This window comes from Salinibacter pepae (assembly GCF_947077775.1).
Lineage (GTDB): Bacteria > Bacteroidota > Rhodothermia > Rhodothermales > Salinibacteraceae > Salinibacter > Salinibacter pepae.
This window is the reverse complement of record NZ_CAMTTE010000001.1, coordinates 506,203-530,090: the sequence shown is the minus strand read 5'-3', so window position 1 is coordinate 530,090 and position 23,888 is coordinate 506,203. Positions and strand designations below refer to the sequence as shown.

General features: G+C 66.4%; 18 protein-coding genes. 9 read left to right on the top strand and 9 right to left on the bottom strand.

The window, feature by feature from the left end; genetic code table 11:
* Nucleotides 1-46: 46 nt before the first annotated feature.
* From OJA40_RS02315 to OJA40_RS02305, 3 genes are all read right to left on the bottom strand, one after another.
* Nucleotides 47-1,390, bottom strand: coding sequence for a peptidylprolyl isomerase (locus tag OJA40_RS02315; RefSeq protein ID WP_263809875.1), 1,344 nt, complete (start codon nucleotides 1,388-1,390; stop codon nucleotides 47-49).
* Nucleotides 1,391-1,495: 105 nt separating this feature from the next.
* Nucleotides 1,496-2,365, bottom strand: a complete 870-nt coding sequence (locus tag OJA40_RS02310) for a peptidylprolyl isomerase (protein WP_263808996.1) — start codon at nucleotides 2,363-2,365, stop codon at nucleotides 1,496-1,498.
* 22 nt (nucleotides 2,366-2,387) lie between these two features.
* The gene (locus tag OJA40_RS02305) at nucleotides 2,388-4,388 is read right to left on the bottom strand and encodes a peptidylprolyl isomerase (protein ID WP_263809874.1); all 2,001 of its coding nucleotides are present in this window, start codon (nucleotides 4,386-4,388) and stop codon (nucleotides 2,388-2,390) included.
* Nucleotides 4,389-4,744: 356 nt separating this feature from the next.
* Here OJA40_RS02305 and gltX point away from each other — a divergent pair, with 356 nt between their 5' ends.
* On the top strand, nucleotides 4,745-6,211 hold the full coding sequence (gltX, locus tag OJA40_RS02300) for a glutamate--tRNA ligase (RefSeq protein ID WP_263809873.1): 1,467 nt from the start codon (nucleotides 4,745-4,747) through the stop codon (nucleotides 6,209-6,211).
* Nucleotides 6,212-6,245: 34 nt separating this feature from the next.
* Here gltX and OJA40_RS02295 read toward each other — a convergent pair whose 3' ends face one another.
* Nucleotides 6,246-8,615 (bottom strand): glutamine--tRNA ligase/YqeY domain fusion protein, encoded by a 2,370-nt coding sequence (locus OJA40_RS02295; protein WP_263809872.1) that lies wholly within the window; start codon nucleotides 8,613-8,615, stop codon nucleotides 6,246-6,248.
* 92 nt (nucleotides 8,616-8,707) lie between these two features.
* A complete protein-coding gene (locus tag OJA40_RS02290) occupies nucleotides 8,708-9,208 on the bottom strand; it encodes a hypothetical protein (RefSeq protein WP_208425284.1) in 501 nt (166 codons plus the stop codon).
* 161 nt (nucleotides 9,209-9,369) lie between these two features.
* On the opposite strand from OJA40_RS02290, the gene OJA40_RS02285 reads away from it, so the two are divergent.
* A protein-coding gene (locus OJA40_RS02285; protein ID WP_272506845.1) for an IS5 family transposase occupies nucleotides 9,370-10,223 on the top strand; the annotation gives its coding sequence in 2 pieces (ribosomal slippage) (nucleotides 9,370-9,744 and nucleotides 9,747-10,223; 852 coding nt in all).
* A 14-nt stretch (nucleotides 10,224-10,237) separates the two neighbouring features.
* Here OJA40_RS02285 and meaB read toward each other — a convergent pair.
* The 4 genes from meaB to OJA40_RS02265 form a co-directional block, all read right to left on the bottom strand.
* Complete coding sequence (gene meaB, locus OJA40_RS02280) at nucleotides 10,238-11,275, bottom strand: methylmalonyl Co-A mutase-associated GTPase MeaB (protein WP_208425285.1); 1,038 nt, start codon at nucleotides 11,273-11,275, stop codon at nucleotides 10,238-10,240.
* A gap of 44 nt (nucleotides 11,276-11,319) precedes the next feature.
* Nucleotides 11,320-13,473: a methylmalonyl-CoA mutase gene (scpA, locus tag OJA40_RS02275; protein WP_263809871.1), complete on the bottom strand. Its 2,154-nt coding sequence runs from the start codon at nucleotides 13,471-13,473 to the stop codon at nucleotides 11,320-11,322.
* 64 nt (nucleotides 13,474-13,537) lie between these two features.
* Nucleotides 13,538-15,559: a methylmalonyl-CoA mutase subunit beta gene (locus tag OJA40_RS02270; protein ID WP_263809870.1), complete on the bottom strand. Its 2,022-nt coding sequence runs from the start codon at nucleotides 15,557-15,559 to the stop codon at nucleotides 13,538-13,540.
* A gap of 57 nt (nucleotides 15,560-15,616) precedes the next feature.
* Nucleotides 15,617-16,180 (bottom strand): TrmH family RNA methyltransferase, encoded by a 564-nt coding sequence (locus tag OJA40_RS02265; RefSeq protein WP_263791153.1) that lies wholly within the window; start codon nucleotides 16,178-16,180, stop codon nucleotides 15,617-15,619.
* A 112-nt stretch (nucleotides 16,181-16,292) separates the two neighbouring features.
* Between OJA40_RS02265 and OJA40_RS02260 the strand changes: the two genes are divergently transcribed.
* The 7 genes from OJA40_RS02260 to OJA40_RS02230 all read left to right on the top strand — a co-directional run bounded on the left by OJA40_RS02260 (nucleotide 16,293) and on the right by OJA40_RS02230 (nucleotide 23,765).
* On the top strand, nucleotides 16,293-16,907 hold the full coding sequence (locus OJA40_RS02260; protein WP_263809869.1) for an LEA/WHy family protein: 615 nt from the start codon (nucleotides 16,293-16,295) through the stop codon (nucleotides 16,905-16,907).
* 50 nt (nucleotides 16,908-16,957) lie between these two features.
* Nucleotides 16,958-17,641, top strand: a complete 684-nt coding sequence (cmk, locus tag OJA40_RS02255; protein ID WP_263791147.1) for a (d)CMP kinase — start codon at nucleotides 16,958-16,960, stop codon at nucleotides 17,639-17,641.
* Nucleotides 17,642-17,863: 222 nt separating this feature from the next.
* Entirely contained in the window at nucleotides 17,864-20,470 is a 2,607-nt protein-coding gene (locus OJA40_RS02250; protein WP_263809868.1) for a 30S ribosomal protein S1, read from the top strand.
* Between the two features lie 160 nt (nucleotides 20,471-20,630).
* Nucleotides 20,631-22,052 carry a malic enzyme-like NAD(P)-binding protein gene (locus OJA40_RS02245; RefSeq protein WP_263809004.1) on the top strand — a complete coding sequence of 474 codons (1,422 nt, stop codon included), beginning with the start codon at nucleotides 20,631-20,633 and terminating at the stop codon, nucleotides 22,050-22,052.
* Between the two features lie 58 nt (nucleotides 22,053-22,110).
* Nucleotides 22,111-22,848, top strand: coding sequence for a DUF434 domain-containing protein (locus tag OJA40_RS02240; protein ID WP_263809867.1), 738 nt, complete (start codon nucleotides 22,111-22,113; stop codon nucleotides 22,846-22,848).
* Nucleotides 22,849-22,927: 79 nt separating this feature from the next.
* Complete coding sequence (locus OJA40_RS02235; protein WP_263809006.1) at nucleotides 22,928-23,278, top strand: hypothetical protein; 351 nt, start codon at nucleotides 22,928-22,930, stop codon at nucleotides 23,276-23,278.
* 205 nt (nucleotides 23,279-23,483) lie between these two features.
* The gene (locus OJA40_RS02230) at nucleotides 23,484-23,765 is read left to right on the top strand and encodes a hypothetical protein (RefSeq protein ID WP_240331537.1); all 282 of its coding nucleotides are present in this window, start codon (nucleotides 23,484-23,486) and stop codon (nucleotides 23,763-23,765) included.
* Nucleotides 23,766-23,888 lie beyond the last annotated feature (123 nt).

The window sequence follows — 23,888 nt, the reverse complement described above, 5'->3', positions numbered from 1 at the left end:
GCCCATCAACCGGACCGGACGAACAGCGGCGACAGACGGGGGCCGTTTAGCGGCGGCGCATGGCCGTCAGCTCCGACTCCGTAATGCGAACGTCTACGTAGATTTTCTCTCGGAGCTGATCGGTCCATTCCCGCATCTTTCGACTGCGCTTGTCCTGAAGGGCCCGCTGGCGAATTTGCGCGTAGTCGGTTTCGAGGCTGGCCCGGTGGGCGGGCACGCGGCGGTCAAGGCGGACGATGTGGTAGGCCTCGTCGTCGTTTAGGAGCTGCACGCGCGAGGGCTCGCTAATGTCGCCGGCCTCCAGGGGCCGAATCGTCCGGGTCCAGGAGGGCCCGAGGGCATCCAGAACCAGGTCGCGCGCCCCAGACTCCGGGTCGGTCACGCGGCCGCCATTTTGGGCCGTACGGTCCTCCTCGGAGTGCCGCCGCGCCATGCGCTCGAAGGAGACATCCGCGTTGTTGACGAGGGTGTCGCGCACGGCGCTCAGGTACTCCTTCGCACGCTTGCCGGTGGGGGCGTTGGGCTTGATGAGCACGTGGTGAAGGTCCACGGTGCTTCCGTCCTTGGCGTCGATCCGGAGAATGTGAAAGCCGTTCTGACTCTCGTTGTAGAAGGGCTGCGAGATCTGGCCGACAGGGGTTCGGGACGCGACCGCGGCAAATTCGGGCACAAGGTCGTTGAGGTTGACGTCCGTGAGGGCCCCGGACGCGGTGCCGGCGGCGTCCGGCGCGGAAAACTGGCGGGCCATGGCCTCCAGGGACGCGCCGCCGTTGACGATGGAGTCCCGAACGGACGTGATCAGCGACTTCGCCTGCTGGCGAGACGCCTCCGTCGGCTTCGGGTACCGGACGATGTGCGAGAGGCGGACGGTCTTGGGCAGCCGCGGCAGTGAGTCCTGTGGGATCTGCTCGAACCACTGGCGCACCTCACTGGGGGTGATGTCGATGCTCTGCATGCGCCGCCGCCGCAGCTGCTGGGACAAAATCTGACCCCGGAGGTCCTCCCGGAACTGTTCTTTGATTTCGAGGATGCTCTTGCCGTACGCCTGCTCCAGGCGCTCCTCGCCTCCCGCGCGCTCGACGTACTGACTAATCCGGCGGTCGAGCTGATCGCTCAGTTGCTGGTCCGAGACCGTGACGGTCGTGTCGCGCCGCGCCTGTTCCGCCAGAAGCTTCTGGTCGACCAGTTGCCGAAGGGCCTCCATCCAGAGGGAGTTGGAGTACGAGACGTTTTGTTGTCGGGTTTGGCGGCGGACGAGCTGGTCGACCTCGGATTTCAGGACGATCTCATTCCCCACGACGGCGGCGATGCGGTCCACCACCTGAGCGTTCTGGCCGTGGGCGGGAGCGGGCGACAGGCTGGCGAGGAGCAGGGCGGCCCCGAGCAGCATGCCTCCACCGTATCGGAAAGAAGATGAGAAAACGCGGCACACGTGACGCATGCAAGTACAGCTCGTATTCGAAGGGGGTGAACGACGGGGCGCAGTGGGGAAATGCTACGGCAGGTCGAGGGTCCCGTCGGCCTGGGCTCTGTTGCGCAGGCGTTGAACCTCGGTTGCGTGGATCTGTTTCCGGGCGCGAATGCGGAGGCGCCGGCGGATTTTGGGCTCAACCCAGTCGAGCTCCGGGGGCGTGCCCTCCGGGAGCCGTCGGTCGAGACGGAGCACGTGGTAGCGCCGGTTGGCCTGGACGATCGGGGTGGTCTCCCCCTCCTGAAGATCCGCGAGCCGGTCCGCGAGGGCGGGCACCTGCTGCCCAAGTCGACTCTGCGGAACGAAGCGGCGGGACAGCCGGCGGGCCCGGGTCGTGTCCGTGGCGTACTCGGTAACAAGGCGGGCCCAGGTGGTATCGGGCGGCGCGGGGGGCGTGCGCAGGGCCTGCCGGGCGGCCTGGGCCGTGGGGCGGTCCGGGGCGGCCAGGTACTGGACCCGCACGTACGGCTCCCGGAGACGCAGTTGCTCCTTGTGGCGCTCAAAGTAGGTGCGCACTTCCTCCGGGGTGGGGCGCACGTCGGCCTCCTCTTCGAACCGGCTGCGCAGGGCCGACACGAGAACGGCGCGCCGCTGGCGCCGCAACCGCTGCTGGACCTCGTCGTTGGAACTCAGGTTCAGCCGCTCGGCCTCCCGGTACAGGAGCGTGCGGGTCACCCACTGGTCGACTGCCTGTTTCCGGGCTTCGGTGGAGTCGCGAACAGGGCCCATGCCGGCGAGCATCCGGTCCAGGTCGGCCCCGGTCAAGTAGTGGGTCCCCACGCGGGCCACGTACGAGTCGGGCGGGGCCTCGGTCTGGCAGCCGGCCAGCCCTGCGCTGAGAAGAAGCACAAGGAGGACACGGAGGCGCGTGGCATGGAGGGCGGTGACGGTCATGGGCGCAGAGAAAGCCGTGCGATCAAGGGGCGGTGGGGGCGTCACTGACTGGCGGGCGGAGGCGTTCCGGGAATGCCTCCGCGGCGTAGCGCGCTCGCAGCCGACGCAGCACCCGCCGTTCAAGGCGGTCCTGGTGATCCTGGACGACGCGGCGTCGGGCCTCCTCGAACCGCATGGGACGGGGCGGAAGGCGGGCGTCCCGGATCAAGAACAGCCACTCCTCGCCGTGGGGCAGCGGGCCTATGGCCTCCCCGTCGACAGCAGCACGGACCGACCGGTAGACGTCCGCGGAGCGGTTGGTGACGTATACGGTGTCGGTCGAGACCAGGGAATCGGTCGCGGCCGCATCGAGGACGGCCGTGATCGACGAATCGCGTTCGTAACGCGTGGCGTAGGGGCGGAGCACCGAGTCTGCGGGGGTGCGGAGCACGAGGGTCCGGACCCGCTCTGGAAACTGATACTGTGTGCGGTTTTGCCGGTAGGTTTTGCGGAGGCCGGCCGTGTCCCGGGCCGCGGCCGTCCAGACCGAGTCCTGCATGTAGTGGAAAAGAAGCGTGCCGTTGCGGTACTCTTGCACCTCACGACGGAGGGCCGGGTCGGTCTGGGCGCGGCGGGTCGCGGCGTACTGGAGGGCCTTCTCATTTAAAAACGACTCAATCAGCCCCGCGACGGTCGTTTGGGCGCCCCCGTCGGTCTGCATGAGGTGGCGGGCCATCTGGTCGACGGTGTAGACCGAGTCGCCCAGGGTGGCCGCCGGGCGCGCAGCGCCCGACAAGGTATCGGCATGCGTGAGAAGGGGGCGAGCGAGCGAATCCACCGAGCCGGCCCGTGCGATTGTGAGAAGCCGTGCGGTGTCCGCGGTGGCCCCCACCTCCGCACGCACCGTGCGGGCGAAGGCGGCCGTGCGCTGCTCGGCCCGCGGCCGGCCGACGAGGCGGTTCTTCAGGTCGCTGTACGCCTCGTCGAAGGAGGGCCGCTCCGACCGGTCGATGAGCTTCAGAAGGTGATATCCAAAGCGGGTCTGAACGATTCCCGACACCGCACCGGCCGAGTCGAGTGTCGCTACGGTTTTGCGGAGGGGCGGTGGGAGCGCCCGGGGCGTGACCTCCCCGAGGGCCCCGCCCTTCGAGGCCGACTGCCGGTCCTGGGAGTACTCTCGGGCCGCCGCGGCGAACGACAGAGGGCCCTCCCGAATTTCCGTCCGGAGGGAGTCGAGCCGGCGGCGGGAGGCGGCGCTATCGCCCTGCGGGCGGCGCAGGATGTGGGCCAGCTCGACGGGTTGCGCCACGGGCCGTCGGTCGTGGACCTTGAGAATGTGGTAGCCAAACTTGGTCCGAAAGATGTCGCTCGTCCCGCCGGGTGGAACCGCGTACATGCGATCCTCGAACGGCTCCACGATGTCTCCGGCCTGGAGATAGCCGAGCCGCCCTCGGTATCCGCGGCGCCCCTCCGTGCGGGCCGCGGGGGCGTCGGAGTTTCGTAGCGCCAGGTCCCCGAACGGGACGCCCCGCCCGACCGAGTCGGCAATGGCCCGGGCTTCGCGGTAGGCCGCGAGGGTGTCCGAGGACGAGGCGGGGCGGATTAAGATGTGGCTCACGTCCACGGCCTGGGTCCGGCGCTCGTACAGGGTGCGCGCGAGGGGCGCGTACACTTCCGTCCGCAGAAGTTGGGGCCGGGCCCGCTCCTGCCGGTAGTCGTGGACCTCCCGGCGGATGCGTGGAAGGGTGTCCAGCCCGGCGTCACGGGCGGCGCGCACCTTCAGGCGGAAGTGGAGGTACCGATCGAGGAAGGCCCGGTAGGCCCGGAGGGAGCTGTCGGCCGCAGCCTGGGGGCCACCCGCGGCGTCGACGAAGGCCGAGTCCAACTCAGCCAGCGTGAGGGTCGTATCGGCGTAGCGGGCGACGACCGTGTCGTCGGGGGGCGGAGCGCTGGAGGCGATTTTGGTGGCCTCGGGGCCGCCACTGCAGGCCATGCCGAGGACGGCGAGGAAGAACACGCCGACCGTACGTCCGAGACGGATCATGGGGAGAGGCCGCACGAATGGGGCACCGGTTTGACGAGAGGCTTGGAGAAACATTTACATGCTACCGATCCGGACTCGCAGATTCCAACCGAAAGCCCTCGTCTGCACCAGGGATTGATACGAAGCCGTGCCGCCATGCTCGACGGGTCTCGGCGACAGTGGGAATTGTGCTTCGCAAATCCCCCGCCAATTCCAGTGTGTGGGGGAACCGGGGGGCGACCCCCCTTTTACAAAATGCCGTCTGACAATTCCGCACCGTGTGCTGTTTGATCAGAGCTGGTCGATCAAACACGCCAGGGCGGATGGGCCCGTGCCCTATCTCGACTTCTTTCTCTGACGCACCGACCTCGTCCACGATGGCTTCCGACGCCCCTGTTCGTGTTCGCTTCGCACCAAGCCCGACCGGCCGCCTCCACATCGGCGGGCTGCGAACGGCCCTGTATAACTATCTCTTCGCCCGCAAGCACGACGGCGACTTCGTGCTGCGAATCGAGGACACCGACCAGGCCCGCTACGAACCCGGGGCCGAAGACGACATTCGGGACGCCCTCGCCTGGACGGGGCTGGAGCACGACGAGGGCCCCGAGCAGGGCGGGGACTACGCCCCGTACCGGCAGTCCGAGCGCTCGGAGCACTACCACGAGTACGCCCAGACGCTCGTCGCGGCCGGCCGGGCGTACTACGCCTTCGACACGGAAGAGGAGCTCGAAGAGCTACGGGAAGAGCATGGGGCATACGACGGCTCGACGCGTCGCCAGATGCGCAATTCGCTGACCCTGTCCGACGAGAAGGTCGAACAGCGCATCGATGAGGGCGACGACTACGTCATTCGGCTCAAGGTGCCGCGCCAGGAGTCGGTGCAGGTCGAGGACGAAATTCGCGGCACCGTGTCCTTCGACACCTCGGAGATCGACGACCAGGTGTTGGTAAAGTCCGACGGCATGCCCACCTACCACCTGGCCAACATCGTCGACGACCACCTCATGAACATCTCCCACGTGATTCGGGGCGAGGAGTGGCTCTCGTCGACCCCGAAGCACGTGCTCATGTACAATGCCCTCGGCTGGGAGCCGCCCGCCTTTGCGCACCTGCCGCTGATTCTGAGCCCGAACGGCGGGAAGCTCTCGAAGCGGGACGCCAACGAGTTGGGCATTCCGGTCTACGTCACGGACTACCGGGAGGCCGGCTACGAGCCCGAGGCGCTCCTCAACTTCCTCGCGCTCCTGGGCTGGAGCCCCGGGACGGAGGAGGAGCTCTTCGCCCTCGACGAGATGGTCGAGGCATTCAGTCTCGATCGCGTGGGGGCCAGTGGCGTGCAGTTCGATCTCGACAAGCTGCGCTGGGTCAACGAGCACTACGTCCGCGCCCTCTCGGTTGACGCGCTCGCGGACAAGGCCCGTTCCCACGTGGAGGCGGCCGGCTACGACGTCAGTGACGATCGCCTCCAGACCATCTGCGGGCTGGTCCAGGATCGCATCCAGGTGGTGCCGGAGGTCGTGACCGACAACCGCTACTTCTTCGAGGATCCGGACGAGTACGAGAAGGCGGGCGTGGAGAAGCGCTGGAACGAGGAGTCCGCCGACCTGCTATTGGCCTACGCCGATCGGCTGGAGGGGGTCGATGCCTTCGACACGGACACGGTGGAAACGGAGCTTCGGGCCCTGGCCGACGAGAAGGATGTGGGGGCCGGCGCCATCATCCACCCGTCCCGCCTTGCCGTGAGTGGGCGATCCTACGGGCCGGGCGTGTTCGGCCTGCTCGCCGCGGTGGGGAAGGAGGCCTGCATTCGCCGGATGCACCGGGCGGTGGAGACGCTCGGGTAGGGAGCGGTCGGGAGGCGCGTGGCCCCAATCAGCCTCAAGCGGAGGGGTCAAGTTCCTCCTGCAGAAGCTCGCGGGCAAGCTCGGGACTGGCGGCGCCGTCGGTGGCGTCCATCACCTGCCCCATGAAGAAGCCGATCAGTCCTTTCTTGCCGTCGCGGTAGCGGGCCACCTCGTCGGGGTGGGCGTCGAGAACGGACTGAACGGTGGGGCGGAGGGCGTCGGTGTCGTCGACCTGGCGGAGGTCGTGCGCGTCGACGATGGCTTCGGGGTCGCCACCGCCTTCGAGAAGCGCGTTGAACACCGCGTCGGCCCCGCGGGTGGTGATCTCGTCCGTGTCGACGAGTCGCACCAGGGTCGCGAAGGCGTCGGGCGCGAACGGGAGGTCCTCGACCGTCCGGTCGTCCTTCAACGCCCCGAGGAGTTCGTTGACGGTCCAGTTGGCAAGTGCCGACGGGGCATCGTAGTGCTCCCGCGCCACATCGAAGAAGTTGGCGAGGGCGTCGTCCCCGGCAATGATGGCGGCGTCGTTGCGGGAGAGCCCGAGGGCCTCGTTATACTGCTCAAACCGGTCCCGCTGATCGTCGTCGAGGTACTCGGCGGGATCGGTCTTTCCTTTGAGCGAGCGCTCGCGCTGCTTTTGCTTCCGGGCCTCCTTCTCGCGCCGCCGGCGCTCCAGTTCCGCCTGTGTAAGTCGGTCTTCGTCCTCGCCCCACGTGTCGCGGAGCGGCACGATTTGGTTGTACACGAGCGCGTCCGGCGTCGAGTCCTCGGGGTCGGGCCAGAAGTAGCCCTGCCGTTCGAACTGCACCCGCTGGTCAGCCGCCAGGTCGCGCACGGCCGGCTCCAGCACGCCTGTGCGCACGTTCAGCGAATCGGCGTTCAGGAACTCGGTGAAGTGCGCCTCCCGGGCGTCGGGGGCGGGCACCTCGAAGAGGCGGTCGTAGAGCCGCGCCTCGAACGGAAGGCCGCGGGCGGCGGAGACCCAATGCAGCGTGCCCGCCGGGGAGCGCCCGTCCGGGGCGGTGCTGTCGCGCGTCTCAGGGTCGATGGTGCCGCGAAGCTCCGTCACGACGCCGTCCTCGTCCCGCACGACCTCTTCACAGGTAAAGAAGTAGGCGTGGCGCAGGCGCACCTCCCGCCCCGGGGCGAGCCGGATGAAGTCCTCGGGCGGGTCCTCCCGGAAGTCGTCCCGCTCAATGTAGAACTCGCGGGTGAAGGGCACCGGCCGCGTCGCGTCCTTCTCGATGTCGCGCGGCCAGTGGTTCGCGTCGATCCAGTCCACCGTGTCCGCGTCTACGTTCGTGGCCACCACCTTCAGCGGGTCGAGTACGGCCATGACCCGGGGGGCCTTCGCGTTCAGGTCGTCGCGGAGCGCGTGCTCGAAGTGGCCGATTTGGACCCGGCTCTGCGAGCGGGTGACGCCCACCGTTCGGCAAAACGAGCGGATGGCGCTCGGGGGCACGCCCCGGCGGCGGAGGCCCGAGATCGTGGGGAGGCGCGGGTCGTCCCACCCCCCTACGAGGTCGTCCTCGATCAGGTGACGGAGCTTCGTCTTGCTCATCACCGTGTAGCCGAGGTTGAGCCGGTTGAACTCGTACTGCCGGGGGCGGGATGGGAGTTCGTCCTCGTCCAGGCAGTGCTCCATCACCCAGTCGTACACGCGGCGGTTGTTGTCGAACTCCAGCGTACAGAGCGAGTGGGTGACGTCCTCGATGGCGTCCTCCAGGGGGTGGGCGTAGTCGTACATCGGGTAGATGCACCACTCGTCCCCCCGTCGGTAGTGGGGGGCGTGCTTGATGCGGAAGAGAAGGGGGTCCCGCATGATCATGTGCGGGGAGCTCATGTCGATCTTCGCCCGCAGCACGTGCTCCCCGTCGTCGAACTCGCCCGCCTTCATCTTGCGGAACAGCTCCAGGTTTTCCTCGACGGACCGGTCGCGGTACGGCGACGGGGTGCCGGGCTCGTCCACCGTCCCGCGGTACTCCCGAATCTCCTCCTCGCTGAGGCTGTCGACGTACGCGTCGCCCTGTTCGATGAGCGTCACCGCGTACTGGTAGAACTGCTCGAAGTAGTCGGAGGCGTGGTACTCGTGCTCCTCCCAGTCGTACCCCAACCACTGCACCGCCTCCTTGATCGACTCGACGTACTCGGTGCTCTCGGTGTCCGGGTTTGTGTCGTCGAAACGGAGGTGACAGCGGGTGTCGGCCCGGTCGGCGTAGTCGTGCTTGATGCCAAAGTTGAGGACGATGGACTTCGCGTGCCCGATGTGGAGGTAGCCGTTTGGCTCGGGCGGGAACCGGGTGACGACCCGGCCGTCGTGCGTTCCGTGCTCCAGGTCCTCGTCGATGATGTCATAAATAAAGTTGTCGCGCGGGCGCTCGGCCGAAGGGTCCGACGTGCTCACAAAGGGGAAAGGCTTGAGTGGAGGCGTTTTTTGAAGACAGTCAGACCATTGAAAGTCCGCGGCTTCCCGAAAGATCCGCCCATCCTCGCAGGTCACTCGCAGTCGCCAGCCTCCCGCAGAAGAGAGCGGCACTCCAGAATCCCTGGTTTGTCCACCGCGGTGGCACTCCGAATGCGACGGGCGAACAGCGAGGCCGAGCGGAACCGCGACCGGGCACGGGACTGGCGCCGGGTCGTGACCTCCCATTGGGACCGACGGAGCAACCCCGTAAACTGGTCGTCTTCGATGTACCCGGCGATGCGGAGGTCGCGGAGGTCAATCTCCAAACGAGAGTCGCGCACCCTCACACTGGCGCGCAACCGACCGAGTCGCCGATCCTGGACGATGCCCCGCAGGTCTCCGTCCTGGACGGTGATACGGAAGCGGCCCTGATCGAGGGGGGCGACGTCCTCGACCTCGTACGACCACGTGCCCACCGCCGCGGCCCGGGCCGCGGCTTCGTCCTGCGCCGATCGGGAGGAGGCGCATCCTCCCACGAGCCCCGCCCCCAGAACGAGCAGAAGGAGGAGCCGAATGCAATGGGGAGGGAGCATGGCAAACGGAAACAGCGTGTTCGGGCGGTCTGGGAAATCAAGCAGTATTGTTAAAATTTAGTGAGTCGAGCGTTCCGGGACGCGAGGCGCTAGGCACTGTCTGATAAAAAGGCTGTATGAACGGCCCGCACTGTCTATTAGACTGGTTGGGCCTTTCTGTCATGCCGAGACGCCGCTATGAACTCACTGACGAGCAGTATGAACGCATCGAACACCTCCTGCCGGAAGTTGAGGGACGTGGTTGTCCGTACAACGATCACCGGCAGGTCATCAACGGAATCTTCTGGATCCTCCGATCGGGAGCACCTTGGCGGGATATGCCCAAGCGGTATGGAAACTGGAAAACGGTGTACGACCGATTCCGACGCTGGGCCGAAGATGGTACTCTTGAGTCGATCGTACGGCATCTTCAAGGGGAACTCGACGCAGAGGGCCGTATCGATTGGAGCCAGTTCAATGTGGATAGCACCATCGTACAGGCCGCCCGAGCCGCCGCTGGCGGACCAAACGATGATAAAAAGGGGCCCGAAGCAGGCGGGACGAAGGCGTAGGCCCGGCGCTCGGCTACAGCCGAGGTGGGTTCTCTACAAAGATACACTTGCTTACAGACCGACGAGGCCTCCCTCTGGGAGCCGTCCTGTCGGCCGGGCAGCGCCACGAGTCGGCCTTCTTCACCGACCTAATGAACGAAGTATCGGTCCCCCGCCAAAGAGGACGGCCCCGCAAACGCCCCGAGGCAGTCGCTGGAGACCGTGGCTACGACGCTGCCTGGATCCGCCGCTGGCTCGCCGAACGAGGCATCGAGTCGGCCATCCCGGCTCGCAAGGGTGTTCGAGAAGGCCCTGGGCGCCCACCAACCTGCGATGACCAGAGGTACCGCGACCGAAATACGGTTGAGCGCTGCGTTGGTCACCTGAAGGAGCGGCGGCGCCTCGTCGTCCGATATGAGAAGAAAGCAAGCCACTACAAAGCCATGGTGCTCTGGGCGTTCGTCGAGGAATACCTGAAGCGATAATTATCAGACGCAGCCTAGCTCGCTGAATCGCGGTAGATGGACAGGAGCCGTTCGGCGGCGGCCAACGAGCTGAGGCGTCCGTCCTGGAGTGCCTCCTCCACGTTCCCCCGTGCCGCCTGAACGTCGGGATCGGAAAAGAACTCCTCGTGCAGTCGCTGCTCAATGGCCTGCTCCATCCAGTGCTGCGCCTGTCGGCGGCGCTGCTCCTCAAAGAAGCCGGTCTCCTGCGTGTAGGCGCAGTAGCGCTCCACGGCGCCCCACACCTCGTCGACGCCCGCGCCGGTCTGCGACGAACACGTGAGCACGGGGGGCGTCCACCCGGAGTCGGGGGCCGACAGGAGGCGCAGGGCCTTTTCGTACTCGGCGCGCGCCGCCTTGGCGGGGGCCCGGTTGTCCCCGTCCGCCTTCGTGATGGCGATGGCGTCGGCGACCTCCACGATGCCTCGCTTGATGCCTTGCAGCTCGTCGCCGGCGCCGGCCAGGGCGAGGAGCAGGAAAAAGTCGACCATCGAGCGCACGCTGATCTCCGACTGGCCGACCCCCACCGTCTCGACGAACACGGTGTCGTACCCGGCCGCCTCGCACAACAGAATGGCCTCGCGGGTTCGGGGGGCCACCCCCCCGAGGGTGCCCGCGGTGGGGGACGGGCGAATAAACGCGTCCTCCTCGGAGGCCAGGGTTCCCATCCGGGTCTTGTCCCCGAGAATGCTGCCCTTCGACCGCTCGCTGCTGGGGTCGACCGTCAGGACGGCGAGCCGGCGGCCCGCCGCCACGAGCCGCTGCCCGAGGGCTTCGATGAACGTGCTCTTGCCGACGCCGGGGACGCCGGTGACGGCCACCCGAATCGAGTCGCCGCTGTGGGGCAGGCAGTCCTCCACGACCGTCCGGGCGGTGTCGCGGTGGTCCGGGCGGGTGCTCTCCAGCAGGGTAATGGCCTGGCTCAAGGTGACCCGGTTTCCGTCGAGGATGCCGGTCACGTAGTCGGCGGCCGACCGTGCGTCTGAGCGGGACGGCCGGGACTGGTGGTCGAGGTTGGGATTGAGGGGGGCCACAACTTAGGGAACTGCAGGTGCCTGCGGCGGAGAAGTGCGGTCGGTTACGCCCCGATCGGTGCCTCCTCGTCGTACCGGTCGAGGAGCACGTCGAGGATCTGGGTGGCGGCCTCCGCGATGTTGGTGCCGGGGCCGAAGATGGCGGCCACGCCCTGGTCGTAGAGCGTCTCGTAGTCGTCGTGCGGAATGACGCCCCCCACGACCACGAGAATATCGTCCCGGCCGTACTGCTGCAGGGCGTCGATGACCTCCGGCACGAGCGTCTTGTGGCCGCCGGCGAGGCTGGAGATCCCGAGGATGTGGACGTCGTTCTCGACGGCCTGGCGGGCCACCTCGTCCGGGGTTTGGAAGAGCGGGCCGACGTCCACGTCGAAGCCCACGTCGGCAAACGAGGTCGCGATGACCTTCGCCCCGCGGTCGTGCCCGTCCTGGCCCATCTTGGCCACCATGATGCGGGGGCGTCGGCCGGCGGCCCGTGCGAAGCGGTCGGCCCGGTCGCGGGCCGCGTGGAAGTGGTCGTTGTGGTCGGCTTCCGAGGCGTACACCCCCGAGATGGTCTCCGTCCGCGCCGCGTGCCGCCCGAACACGTCTTCGAGGGCCGACGAGATTTCGCCCAGGGTGGCCCGCTTGCGCGCCGCGTCCACGGCACGAGCCAGCAGGTTGCCGTCGCCCGTCTCGGCGCTTTCGGTCAGGGCGTTCAGCGCGTGTCGGACCGCAGCGTCGTCCCGCTCGTCCTTGATGCGATCGAGGCGCTCGAGCTGTGCGCGCCGGACCGCCTCGTTGTCCACCTCCAGCCGTTCGATGGGCTCGTCGGCTTCCGTCTGATGGGCGTTGACGCCTACGATCGTCTCGGCGCCGGTATCGATGCGGGCCTGCTTGCGGGCGGCGGCCTCCTCGATCTTGCGTTTGGGGAGGCCCTGCTCGATGGCGCGCGTCATGCCGCCCTTTTCCTCCACTTCCTGGATCAGTGTCCACGCGCGCCGGGCCAGCGCGCCGGTAAGGTGCTCGACGTAGTAGGAGCCGGCCCACGGGTCGACCGCCTCCGTGATGTCGGTCTCGTCTTGCAGGTACAGCTGCGTGTTGCGGGCGATGCGGGCGGCGAACTCGCTGGGCAGCGCGATGGCCTCGTCCAGCGCGTTCGTGTGGAGCGACTGCGTGCCGCCGAACGCCGCGGCCATCGCCTCGATGGTCGTGCGCGCCACGTTGTTGAAGGGATCCTGCTCGGCAAGGCTGTAGCCGGAAGTCTGGCAGTGGGTTCGCAGGGCCATCGACTTCGGGGCCTCCGGGTCGAACTGTTTTACGAGCTTGGCCCACAGCATCCGCCCGGCCCGCATCTTGGCGATCTCCATGAAGTGGTTCATGCCGATCGCCCAGAAGAAGGAGACCCGCGGTGCAAAGTCGTCGATGCCGAGCCCAGCGTCGAGCCCGGTACGCAGGTACTCCAGGCCGTCGGCCAGGGTGTAGGCCAGTTCGAGGTCCGCCGGGGCCCCCGCCTCGTGCATGTGGTAGCCGCTTACCGAGATGGCGTTGAACTTTGGCATCTCGGCGGCGCAGTAGGCGAAAATCTCCCCTACGATCCGCATCGACGGCTGCGGCGGGTAGATGTACGTGTTGCGCACCATGAACTCCTTCAAGACGTCGTTCTGGATGGTGCCCGCCAGCTCTTCGTGGGCGACGCCCTGCTCCTCCGCGGCGGCGATGTAGAAGGCCATCACGGGAAGCACCGCCCCGTTCATCGTCATCGAGACCGACACGTCGCCGAGCGGGATGCCCTCGAACAGGCGCTTCATGTCCTCGACCGTGTCGATGGCCACGCCGGCCTTGCCCACGTCGCCCCGCACCCGATCGTGGTCGGAGTCGTAGCCCCGATGCGTGGCCAGGTCGAAGGCCACGGAGAGCCCCTTCTGGCCGGATGCGAGGGCCTCACGGTAGAATTTGTTGGACTCCTCCGCGGTCGAAAAGCCCGCGTACTGCCGGATGGTCCACGGCCGAAACTTGTACATGGTCGTGTACGGCCCGCGGAGGTAGGGGGGAAGGCCCGCGTCGAAGTCAAGGTGATCCAGGTCCTCGAGCGCGTCGGGCCCGTACACCGGTTCGACGTCAATCTGCTCGGGCGTCGACCACGTCGCGTCCCCCGTCGGCGTGGCGTCGGCCTCGGAGGGCGGGTCGTACTGGACGTCGGAGAAGTCGGGACGCATAGGCTCGTGGGGTTGAGTGAGTGAGGCGTGACGCGTGATGCGTGAGAGACTGGGCCCTCACGTCTCACGGACCACTCATCACATCGATGCCAAGGCGGTCCTGGAGCATCTCGAGCGTTTCTTCCAGGGGGCTGCCCTGGTGGACGAAGAAATCAGCGGCGTCGTCAACGTCGATGTCGTCGGGCGCACCCGCGATCCCGAGGGGGGGCTCCCGGTCGCGGTCGGCAAGCGCCGCGGCGAGAGCAGGGGCCAGGTCGGTGTAGCTGTCGTTCGAGCTGCAGAGGACCACGGTGTCGGCGTCCTTCTCGACCGCGGCGTCGGCCACCGCGTCGACGGACTCGAACGTCAAGGGCTCCGTAATTGCAAACCCTGCCACGCCGAGGAAGTTGCGACAGAAGTTCGAACGGGCGCTGCGGACGGCGGGCGGGCCAAGTGGGGCGAGCAGAACCTGCGGCGGCCCGTCGTGGGACTCGGCATACGCCTCGGTCCGGAGGCGGATGGCTTCGAGCTCCTCGGCAAGCCGGACCTGGGGCAGCGGGTCGATTCCGGAGGAGTCCGACTGGAGGGCCGAGGCCACGTCCTGGGGCGCGTGGCCGTCGCGGAGGGCCGTTCGGAGCGCATCGGTGGACGAGGCGTCGAGGGAGGCGGGGGAGTCTCCGTGCGCCGACGAGGGGGCGCGTGCCACGAGGTCGTCCCGCCGCCGTTCATCGAGGGCGGGATAGTGCGTGGTGCCCACGAGCACCTGGTCCCGGTCGTTGAGGGCCCGTCGCCGTTCCGTCCGCGTCTCGGCAATTTGTGCCTGCAGGGTGCCGGTTCGGAGGGCCTGTACAATCCCCCCCTCCGCCTCGAGGTCCTGAAACTGAGCCCAGGCCCGTTGGGCGAGCCGGTCGGTCAGGGTCTCGATGTAGTACGACCCGGCGGCCGGATCGGCCACCTGGTCGAAATGCGCCTCGTGGCGCAGGATGAGTTGTGTGTTGCGGGCAATGCGGAGGCCAAACTCATCGGGAGGACGCACGGCGCCGTCGTAGGGCCGGATGGTGAGTGCATCGCAGCCCCCGAGCGCCGCAGCCATGGCCTCGGTGGTGGCCCGAAGCATGTTCACGTACGGGTCGTAGATCGTCTCTACACGCCGGGAGGTCGCGGCGTGGACAAAAACGTCGGCGGGGGCCACGTGGAGGGACGCCCCAGTCTCAGAAGCGAATGCGTCGACGACCTGGGGCACGAGAAGGCGGAGGGCGCGGAGCTTGGCCATCTCGACGAAGTAGGAGGTCGAGACGGGCACGCGGAGCTGCAGGGTGTCGAGAAGGGCGGGAAGCGAGAGGCCTCGTTCCGTGCTTCGGGCGAGGCGTTCGGCGAGGGCCCCGAGCGCGCAGGCCAATTCCTGAACGGCCGACGCCCCCGCGTCGTGGTACGGACCGGTGTCGACGGTCACCGTGCGGAAGTGGGGCAGCTCCGCCGCGTCCGCCGCAAGGTCGTCGGCGAGCGAGAACACCTGGGCCGGGTTGGCGCCCGACGCCACCGCCGCCACGGGATCAAACAGAAGCGATCCCCTGAGGGCACTGGGATCGGCCGGCGTGGCCGAGAGGTGTTCACGGAGCAGTGTGTACAGCGGGGGGGCGGCCGAGCCCCCGCCGAGGTGCAGGGGGATGTCTGCCAGATCGATTCCGTCAAGGATCGGAGCGAGATTGTCCGCAGGGCGGGGCGCGGTGCCGGGGGCGCCGGCGTGCAGGAACGGGGGGCCAAGTTGAAGAGCATCGGCCCCTCCGCCGACGGCAGCCCGGGCGTGTTCTCCCGCCACCTCGGGGTTGGGGTGTCCGATGGGCTGGCACACGGTCCACGCGTTGGCCGGCCCGTCCCCGGAGCGGGCCAGCGGCGGATGGCCCCCGTCCGGGTCGGTGTGTAGGGCCTCCCGCAGGGCTTCGGGGCCGAGGTACGCCGGGAGCGACACCCCTTCGAGGGACGACCATCTCAGAAACGCCTTCGGGGACGTGCCGCCGAGGTCTGATCGCACGTGCTCGCGCCACTCCGCAGGGGCGACCGCGTCGAACTCGTCGAAGAGCGGTGGAAACGCTTCCGATTCAGACATGCGAGAAGGAGAGATGGTTGCCGAAAGCGGGAAGGGGGGCGATGAATACGCCCTGATTTACCCCGTACGATCTTCGTCTCCAGGCGGTCCGAGGAGGGTCCGCGAGCGACGGATCAGGTCGTAGACCGCGATGCCGTAGGCGACGCCCACGTTCAGCGAAATCTTGGCGCCATACTGAGGAATTTCGAGGGCGAGGTCGACCGCGTCCAGCACATCCGGCTCGATTCCCCGCACCTCGTTGCCCACCACGAGCGCGATCGGAAAGGCATCGGCCGGGGCCGCGTCGGGACGCTGCGTGTGGTCTGTCTGCTCAAGGGCCGCGATCGTGTACCCGGCGTCTTTCAGGGTGCGGAGGAGGGGGCGTGGCTCGTCGTGCTGGCTCCACTCCACGGCGTCCTGTGCGCCGAGGGCGGTTTTGTGAAGGTCTTTGTGCTCCGGGGTGCCGGTAAAGCCGGTGAGGTGAATGTGCTCGATGCGGGCCGCGTCGGACGTGCGAAACATCGATCCGACGTTGTGGATCGAGCGCACGTTGTGCACGACGAGCCGCACGGGGTGCTTTGGCAGTGTTGGGATCTCTTCGGGGGCCGGCCGCTCAATTTCATCCCAACTAAGCTTGCGCATGAGGCAACTGGTAGAGAGATTTGTAAACGGTGATGGGTTCTTAATCCGTCCCCTGAATTCACTTTCCGAAGCCCTGTTTCCTGCCGGGCGCTCCTCGTGTAGGCGCTGCACCATGTTCGTTCTCCGGTCCCAATGGGTCTTGCCGTGTGTCCTCGGCCTTCTCCTCCTGGCCGCCACCGGGTGTACGGCGTTCCGGGAGGTTGCCAACCTGCGCAAGGTCCAGTTTGCAATCGATCGGGTGGCGCAGCCCCGCCTGGCGGGGGTAGACCTGGCGAGGGTGCAGTCCTACGACGATCTCCGGTCGACCGACGTGCTTCGGCTGGGCTCGGCCCTCTCCAACGGGTCCCTTCCACTGTCCATCACCCTTCACCTGGACGCCGAGAACCCGTCGTCGAACAGCGTTGATGCACGGCTCACCCAGATGGACTGGACCCTCCTGCTTGAGGACAAGGAGACGGTGTCGGGTCGGTTTGAGCGGGAGCTGGTTCTGCCGCCCGGGGAGCCCACGGATGTGCCGGTCGACGTGGAGGTCGACCTCGTCCGGTTTTTTGACGACAACCTACAGGGCCTCGTGGACTTGGCCGCGGCCATTGACGGCGACGCGCCCCCGCAAACCCTCAAGCTGCGCGTGCAGCCGACTGTGGACACGAGGCTCGGGCCGCTCCAATACCCGTCTCCCATTACGGTCGTGAGCAAAAACGTTGGGGGCGGTGCCCAGACGCGCTAGCCACACTTCTTCTTCGTTGCGCCCGCTATGTTCATTGAGAGTCTTTCGACGTGATTGTCACCATTGACGGTCCTGCCGGCTCCGGCAAGAGCACCACGGCCCACCGCGCCGCCGCCCGGCTCGAATACGTATATCTGGACACGGGGGCCATGTACCGGGCCGTGGCCCTCGGCTTTCTGCGGGCCGAGGCGCCCGCTACCCCCTCGGGGGCGGAGGCCGTGCTCCCGTCCCTGACGGTCGATGTGGAGTACCGGGGCGACACGATGCAGGTCTTCCTCGGCGACGACGCCGTGACCGACCGCATCCGCAGCGCGGAAGTGGGACGCATTGTGAGCGACATTTCGACCCTGGCGCCGGTTCGTGAGTACATGGTGGAGCAGCAGCGTCGGATTGGGCGCGCCCAGGCCGACCGACACGGCGGCGTGGTGCTGGACGGACGCGACACCGGCACGGTCGTCTTCCCGAAGGCCCCAGTCAAGATTTTCATGGTGGCCGACATCGACGAGCGGGCCCGGCGCCGGCTTCAGGAATACGAGGCGGCAGGGGAGGAGGTCACCTTCGAAGAGGTCCGCGCCGAGATCGAAAAGCGGGACCAGCAGGACCGGACCCGGGACATTGCCCCCCTTCGGCGTGCCGACGACGCCATCATCTTCGACACGACCGACTGTACCATTGCGGAGCAGGTTGACTTTGTCGTAGATCGCGTTAAAGCTCAAGACGGCCGTGGAACGTAGAGGTCCGGGCATGATACAACTGTCGCCTACCAGCGAGTCACTCGTGCTCGCCACGGGCCCGCCTGACATTCAAACCTGTGCTTTGAGGCGGACGGATCCGTCCGCAGGCTTCCTTCACCCTCTTCACCTTCCCTCCTGGACTGTCAGGACCAGGCAGGTACAAATTGCACTTGTCGCTGGCCGGCGAGAGGGCCAGCGCCGCGCAAACCTACCACACCGTATATGGCAGAACAAGAACAAGTAGCTTCCAAGGACGACACTCAAGATACTGCTGACGCTCAGCCCGCTCCCGCCGAGACAGAAGAGGCGGACGAGGCCGAAGCGCCGCCCGCCGACGCTGCGGATTCGGGGGACGACGTGGGCGCGGCGGACCCCGAGGCCCCGTCCACTCCGGACGCGGGGGGCGAAGATGTCGACGAGCCCGCCGCCGAAGAGCCGGCGCCCGCCGAGGACGCTCCGGCGGATGCTGCGGACGAGAGCGGCGACGGGGCCCCTGCGGACCCCCCGCCGGAGCCCGGCTTCGTGAGCCGCATTCTCGAGGAGGCCGTCGAGGAAGCCTCCCAGGACCTCCCGATGCCGTCGGGCGACGAGGCTTCGGTCGACGTGTCCGAGTTTGACGAGCCAACGGGCACCGTCTCGCCCGACGAGCTCGAACGGACGGAAGAGGCGCAGGGCTTCACGGGCGAAACCTACGGACAAACGGTTTCGCTCGACGAGCTGGAGACCGAGGAGCAGGCCCCGGCCGACACCTCGGTGTACGACCAGTTCCGCGATGTCGTCGACGAGACCTCCATCGATGTCCGCGAGCAGGACATTGTAGAAGGCCGCGTGCTGCGGGTCAACGAGGACTACGTGGTGATCGACATCGGCTACAAGAGCGACGGGATTGTCTCCCGCGACGAGTTTGGGGAGGAGGAGATTCACCCCGGAGACACCGTGGAGGTGTACCTGGAGCGGAAAGAAGATCGCGACGGGCAGCTCGTGCTCTCGAAGGAGCAGGCCGACAAGGTCCGACGCTGGCAGCGTGTTGAAGAGATCTACGAGAACGAGGAGGTCATCGAAGGCACGATCATCCGCCGCATCAAGGGCGGAATGATCGTGGAGCTCTTCGACGGCATGGAGGCCTTCCTGCCCGGCTCGCAGATCGACGTCCGCCCGGTTCGGGACTTCGAGTCCTACCTGGAGACGCGGATGGAATTCAAGATCGTCAAGCTCAACCCCGAGAACGAGAACATCGTCGTCTCGCACCGCGAGCTCATCGAGCACGAGCTTGAGGAGCAGCGACAAGAAATTCTTGAGCAGCTCGAGGTTGGTCAGGTGCTTGAGGGCACCGTCAAGAACATCGTCGACTTTGGGGTCTTCATCGACCTGGGGGGCGTCGACGGGCTTCTGCACATCACGGACCTGTCCTGGGGCCGCGTCTCGCACCCGAGCGAGGTTGTGGAGCTCGACCAGGAGCTCGAAGTTGTGGTCCTCGACTACGAGGAGGAGCGCCAGCGCATTTCCCTGGGCCTGAAGCAGCTTCGGGACCATCCCTGGGATCAGATTGGCAACAAGTACGACGAGGACGACGTGGTTGAGGGGAAGGTCGTCTCGATCACGAACTACGGGGCCTTCGTCGAAATTGAGAAGGGCATCGAGGGGCTCGTCCACATCAGTGAGATGTCGTGGACGCGCCACATCGAGCACCCCAGCCAAATGGTGTCGCTCGGCCAGGTGGTCGACGTCAAGATTCTCAACATCGACCAGGAGGAGCGGAAGATCTCGCTCGGGATGAAGCAACTGGAGCCCGATCCCTGGGAGGGCATTAGCGACCGCTACCCGGCGGGCACGGTGCTCACCGGCACGGTGCGCAACATTACCAACTTCGGCGTCTTCGTCGAAATCGAGCCCGGCATCGACGGGCTGGTGCACGTCTCGGACCTCTCCTGGACCAAGAAGATTCGCCACCCGGGCGACATGGTCGATGAGGAACAGGAGCTCGATGTCGTGATCCTCAACATCGACGAGGAACGGCGTCGGATCTCGCTGGGCCACAAGCAGGTGAAGACCAACCCGTGGGACCAGTTTGCCGACGCCTACGAGGAGGGCAACGACACGACCGGCGAGGTCGTCCGCGTGGAGGACAAGGGCCTTGTCGTCCAGTTGCCGCTGGACGTGGAGGCCTTCGTCCCGGGCAGCGAGCTAAAGAACGGCCCGAAGGCCTTCAAGAACCACTACCACGAAGGCGACGAGCTTGAACTGCAGGTCATCCGGTTCGACAAGGACCAGAAGGACATCGTCCTCAGCGAGACGGCGAAGGAAGAGGCCGAACGCCAAGAGGAGCAGGACGAGCAAGAGCGCGAGTCCCGCCGAGAAGAGCGCGAGCGGGAAGAGGCCGTGCGCGACTACAAGGACGAGCCGGAGCCCGAGCCGGACGAGCCGACGACCGGCCCCACCACGCTCGGCGAGCTTTCCGGCCTGGCCGACCTGCGCCGCGAGATGGAGGAAGAAGAAGCCGAGGAAGAGGCCGCTGCGGAGGGCGACGACGCTGAAGCCGACGATGCTCAGGCCGAATCCCCCGACGACGAGGCGGCTGTGTCGGAGGGTGAGGAGCCCGACGCCGAGGCGCCGTCGGAGGACGATGATGCGTCCACCTTCGACGAGACGGCCGGCTTTCCGGAGAACTTCCCACGCGTCTCGCGACTCGAGAACGCGGGCGTGACCTCCCTGGCGGACGCCCGTGAGGTGGACGATCTCACCGACCTCGACGGCATCGGGTCTGCCTACGCGGAGGAGATCTCCGACGCCCTCGACGAGTTAGACGAGACGGGCTCCGTGAGCAGCTAGTCCGCTCGGGCTACGACGACGTATTCCTGACGCACAAAGGGCGGCTTCCCGGTCGGAAGCCGTCCTTTTTCTTTGGGGTTCGGGAGCGGAATGTCCGTAATCGTCGTTCCCACGATTCCCTTTTGTTTGCACCACGACTCCCACCACGACGCGCCATCCCATGGAAGAGACCGAAGAGTACCTGCCAAGTGCCAGCAACTCCATCACCGTCCGGGTGGTCATTTCCAACCGCCCCGGCATGCTCGCAAAAGTCACGTCCGTGATTGGGGAGCACGGCGGCAACATCGGGGCCATCGACATTGTCCGGGCCGAGAAGGACGAGCTGACCCGCGACATTACCATCAACACCCGGAGCGACGACCACGCCGAATCGATCGTTCAGGCGCTGCGCGACCTCGACGGCGTCGAGGTGGTCAACATCTCGGACCGCACCTTCCTGTTGCACCTTGGGGGGAAGGTGGAGGTGGAGAGCAAGTCCCCGCTCCGCACGCGCGATCAGCTCTCCATGGCGTACACGCCCGGGGTGGCCCGCGTGTGTGAGGCGATCCACGAGACGCCCGAGGACACGCACCGACTCACGATCAAGAGCAACACGGTTGCGGTCGTCTCTGACGGCACGGCCGTCCTGGGACTGGGCGACATTGGGTCGGGCGCCGCGCTTCCGGTGATGGAGGGCAAGGCGCAGCTCCTCAAGGAGTTTGCGAACGTAAACGGATTTCCCATCTGCCTCGACACGACCGACGTCGACGAGATCGTCAACACGGTCCGCCGCATCGCGCCGGTCTTCGGGGGCATCAACCTGGAGGACATTGCGGCCCCGCGCTGCTTTGCCGTGGAGGAGCGCCTCAAGGACGAGCTCGACATCCCGGTTTTTCACGACGACCAGCACGGCACGGCGGTCGTGACGGCCGCCGCCCTCCTCAACGCACTGAAGATTGTGGAGAAGGACCTCGACGAGATCAAGGTCGTGACGGTCGGCATCGGGGCGGCGGGCACCGCAGTGACGGAGATGTTCATGGAGATGGGGGTTGAGAACATCGTTGGGGTGGACAGCCACGGGCCGGTGACGACGGAGCGCGATGACCTGAACGACGCAAAGCGGCAGTACGCGGAAATGACGGACCCGTCCGTGACCGGGGATACGCTGTCGGCGGTTATGGAGGGCGCCGATGTGTTTATCGGGTTGAGCGTCCCGGACATCCTCGACGTGGAGGACCTGAACCGCATGGCCCGCGACCCCATCGTCTTCGCGATGGCCAATCCCCGTCCGGAGATCATGCCGGAGGTGGCCTACCCGCACGTGGCCGTAATGGCCACCGGCCGGAGCGACTACCCGAACCAGATTAACAACGTGCTGTGCTTCCCGGGCCTCTTTAAGGGGGCGCTCGACTGCCGTGCGAAGGGCATTACCAGTGACATGAAAATTGCGGCGGCCGAGGCGATTGCCGATGCAATCGATGATCAGAGCCTGACGCCGGACTACATCATTCCCAGTGTGTTTGACGAGAACGTGGTGGCTCAGGTGTCAAGCGCCGTGTCCCGGACGGCCCAGAAGCAGGGGCTGGCCCGGAAGCGCACGTAGAGCCCGGCAGGGCCCACCCCGCCCGTGCGTCCCCCGCATTGAGATCTGCTTCGTCCGCATGCCTGTGAATCGTGGGGCCCATCCGGAGGACCCCGGACTGTTCGGGGACGACCAGCGTGGTCGGCTCCGGGCCGCCGTGCGGGATCTGTCGTGGCTTCGCACCCGGGGCTACAGCGGGGACAGTGCCCCGGAGCTGGTGGGAAACCGGTACCAACTGAAGCGCCGCCAGCGCGACGCGGTCGCGCGGTCGTCCTGCAGCGACGCCGACCGAGCGCACCGGCTTCAGGGGCGCCTGCCCCCGGACGCCATCGCGGGGCAGGAGCTTCACCTCGACGGCTTCAACGTGCTCATTACCATCGAGGCGATGCTCGGCGGGGCGTACACGTTTGTGGGGCGCGATGCCGCCTACCGCGACGTAGATCCCGTGGAGGGCACCTACCGCATTGCCCACCAGACCGCGCCTGCCCTGCGGCACCTTGCGGACACCCTGCAGGCCTTGCGCCCGGCGCGGGTCACGTGGCACCTCGATCGCTCGGTCTCAAACGTCGGGCGCGTGGCGGATCGGATTGCGGACCTCTCCGCCGAGGCGGAGCGCCCCTGGACCCTCACTGCGCACGCGGGGGTAGACGCCACATTGAAGGGGGCATCCGCCCCAGTTGTGACCAGCGACAGCGCGGTTCTCGATGCACGCGACGCGTGGCTGCCGTTGGAGGGGCTCGTTCATGCCCGCCACGTCCCCGATGCGCACGTCGTTGATCTCCGACCCGATGGGGAGCGCTCTCGGGAGGCTTGGTAGGAAGTGGGCCCCCAGATGGGGAACGGCGCCGCCCCTGAATTCCGTAGTGACTTGAAAATAAATTCTTCAGAGTGTCCCGATGGCGACTGCCGTCACGTACCTCCTCGTCTCCAACCCGGAAGACCCCGAGGCCGTCCGCTCCCACGCGCTTATCGACGAACACGAGCTCGAAGAGCGACCGATTGAGGAAGACGAGACCGAAGAAACGCGCCCGGCCCTTAAATTTGCGGCGACGCGCGCCCTGGAAGACCGTGCCGACCTGGAACCCCCCTGCCGACAACTCTCAAAGGCGTTCCCGGAGGCAACGGTCACGTACTGTGAAGTGGAAGAACGATTCGATCACGTTGAACACCTCCGATCCGTCGTCTTTATCGGTGGGAAACGGGCAGGACATATCGAGCATGGATATGTGTTTAATGTCGGTACATGAGTCTCACCTTGGGTATTGACGAGCCTGTTCTCAATCCCGCGGATGCGTACGATGAAGTACGTTTGGATTCGAAATGATAGGTGTAGACATTAAATGAAGCCGAAAGAGGGAGGGAACCATACCCCTGATTTCAAATTCGGTGTCTACGCGGATCTCAGTAACGATTATATTTTGAATTATGAACGCAGATTTTCAAATGGAAGTCATGGATCAGCAAGACGCCGAACGTGAACTCGGGGCGAGTGGGGGACGCGGCCGTACGTCCAAGTACGAGCCGATTGCCCAGAAGTGGAGTGACGTTGGCGACGACGAGGCAATTGTGCTCTCGGACCTTGAGCAGAACGACATTCAAAACCTTCGCAACCTTCTGTATCGCCGCTTCGGCAAGGAGAACGTGATCGTGCGTTCGGCCCAGCAGGAGGACGAAAGTTACAAAGCCGTCGTTCGGGCCCGAGAAGACGATGAGTACCTCCGAAATGACGAGTAACTGAGAGCGGCGTCCCGTGCACGCGGGAGGTCCTTCCACCAGGGATCCTCGTTTCTGCAATACAAAACGGGTGGTGATGCACTCCATCACCACCCGCATTGCAGAGCGAGATGCGCAAAAGAG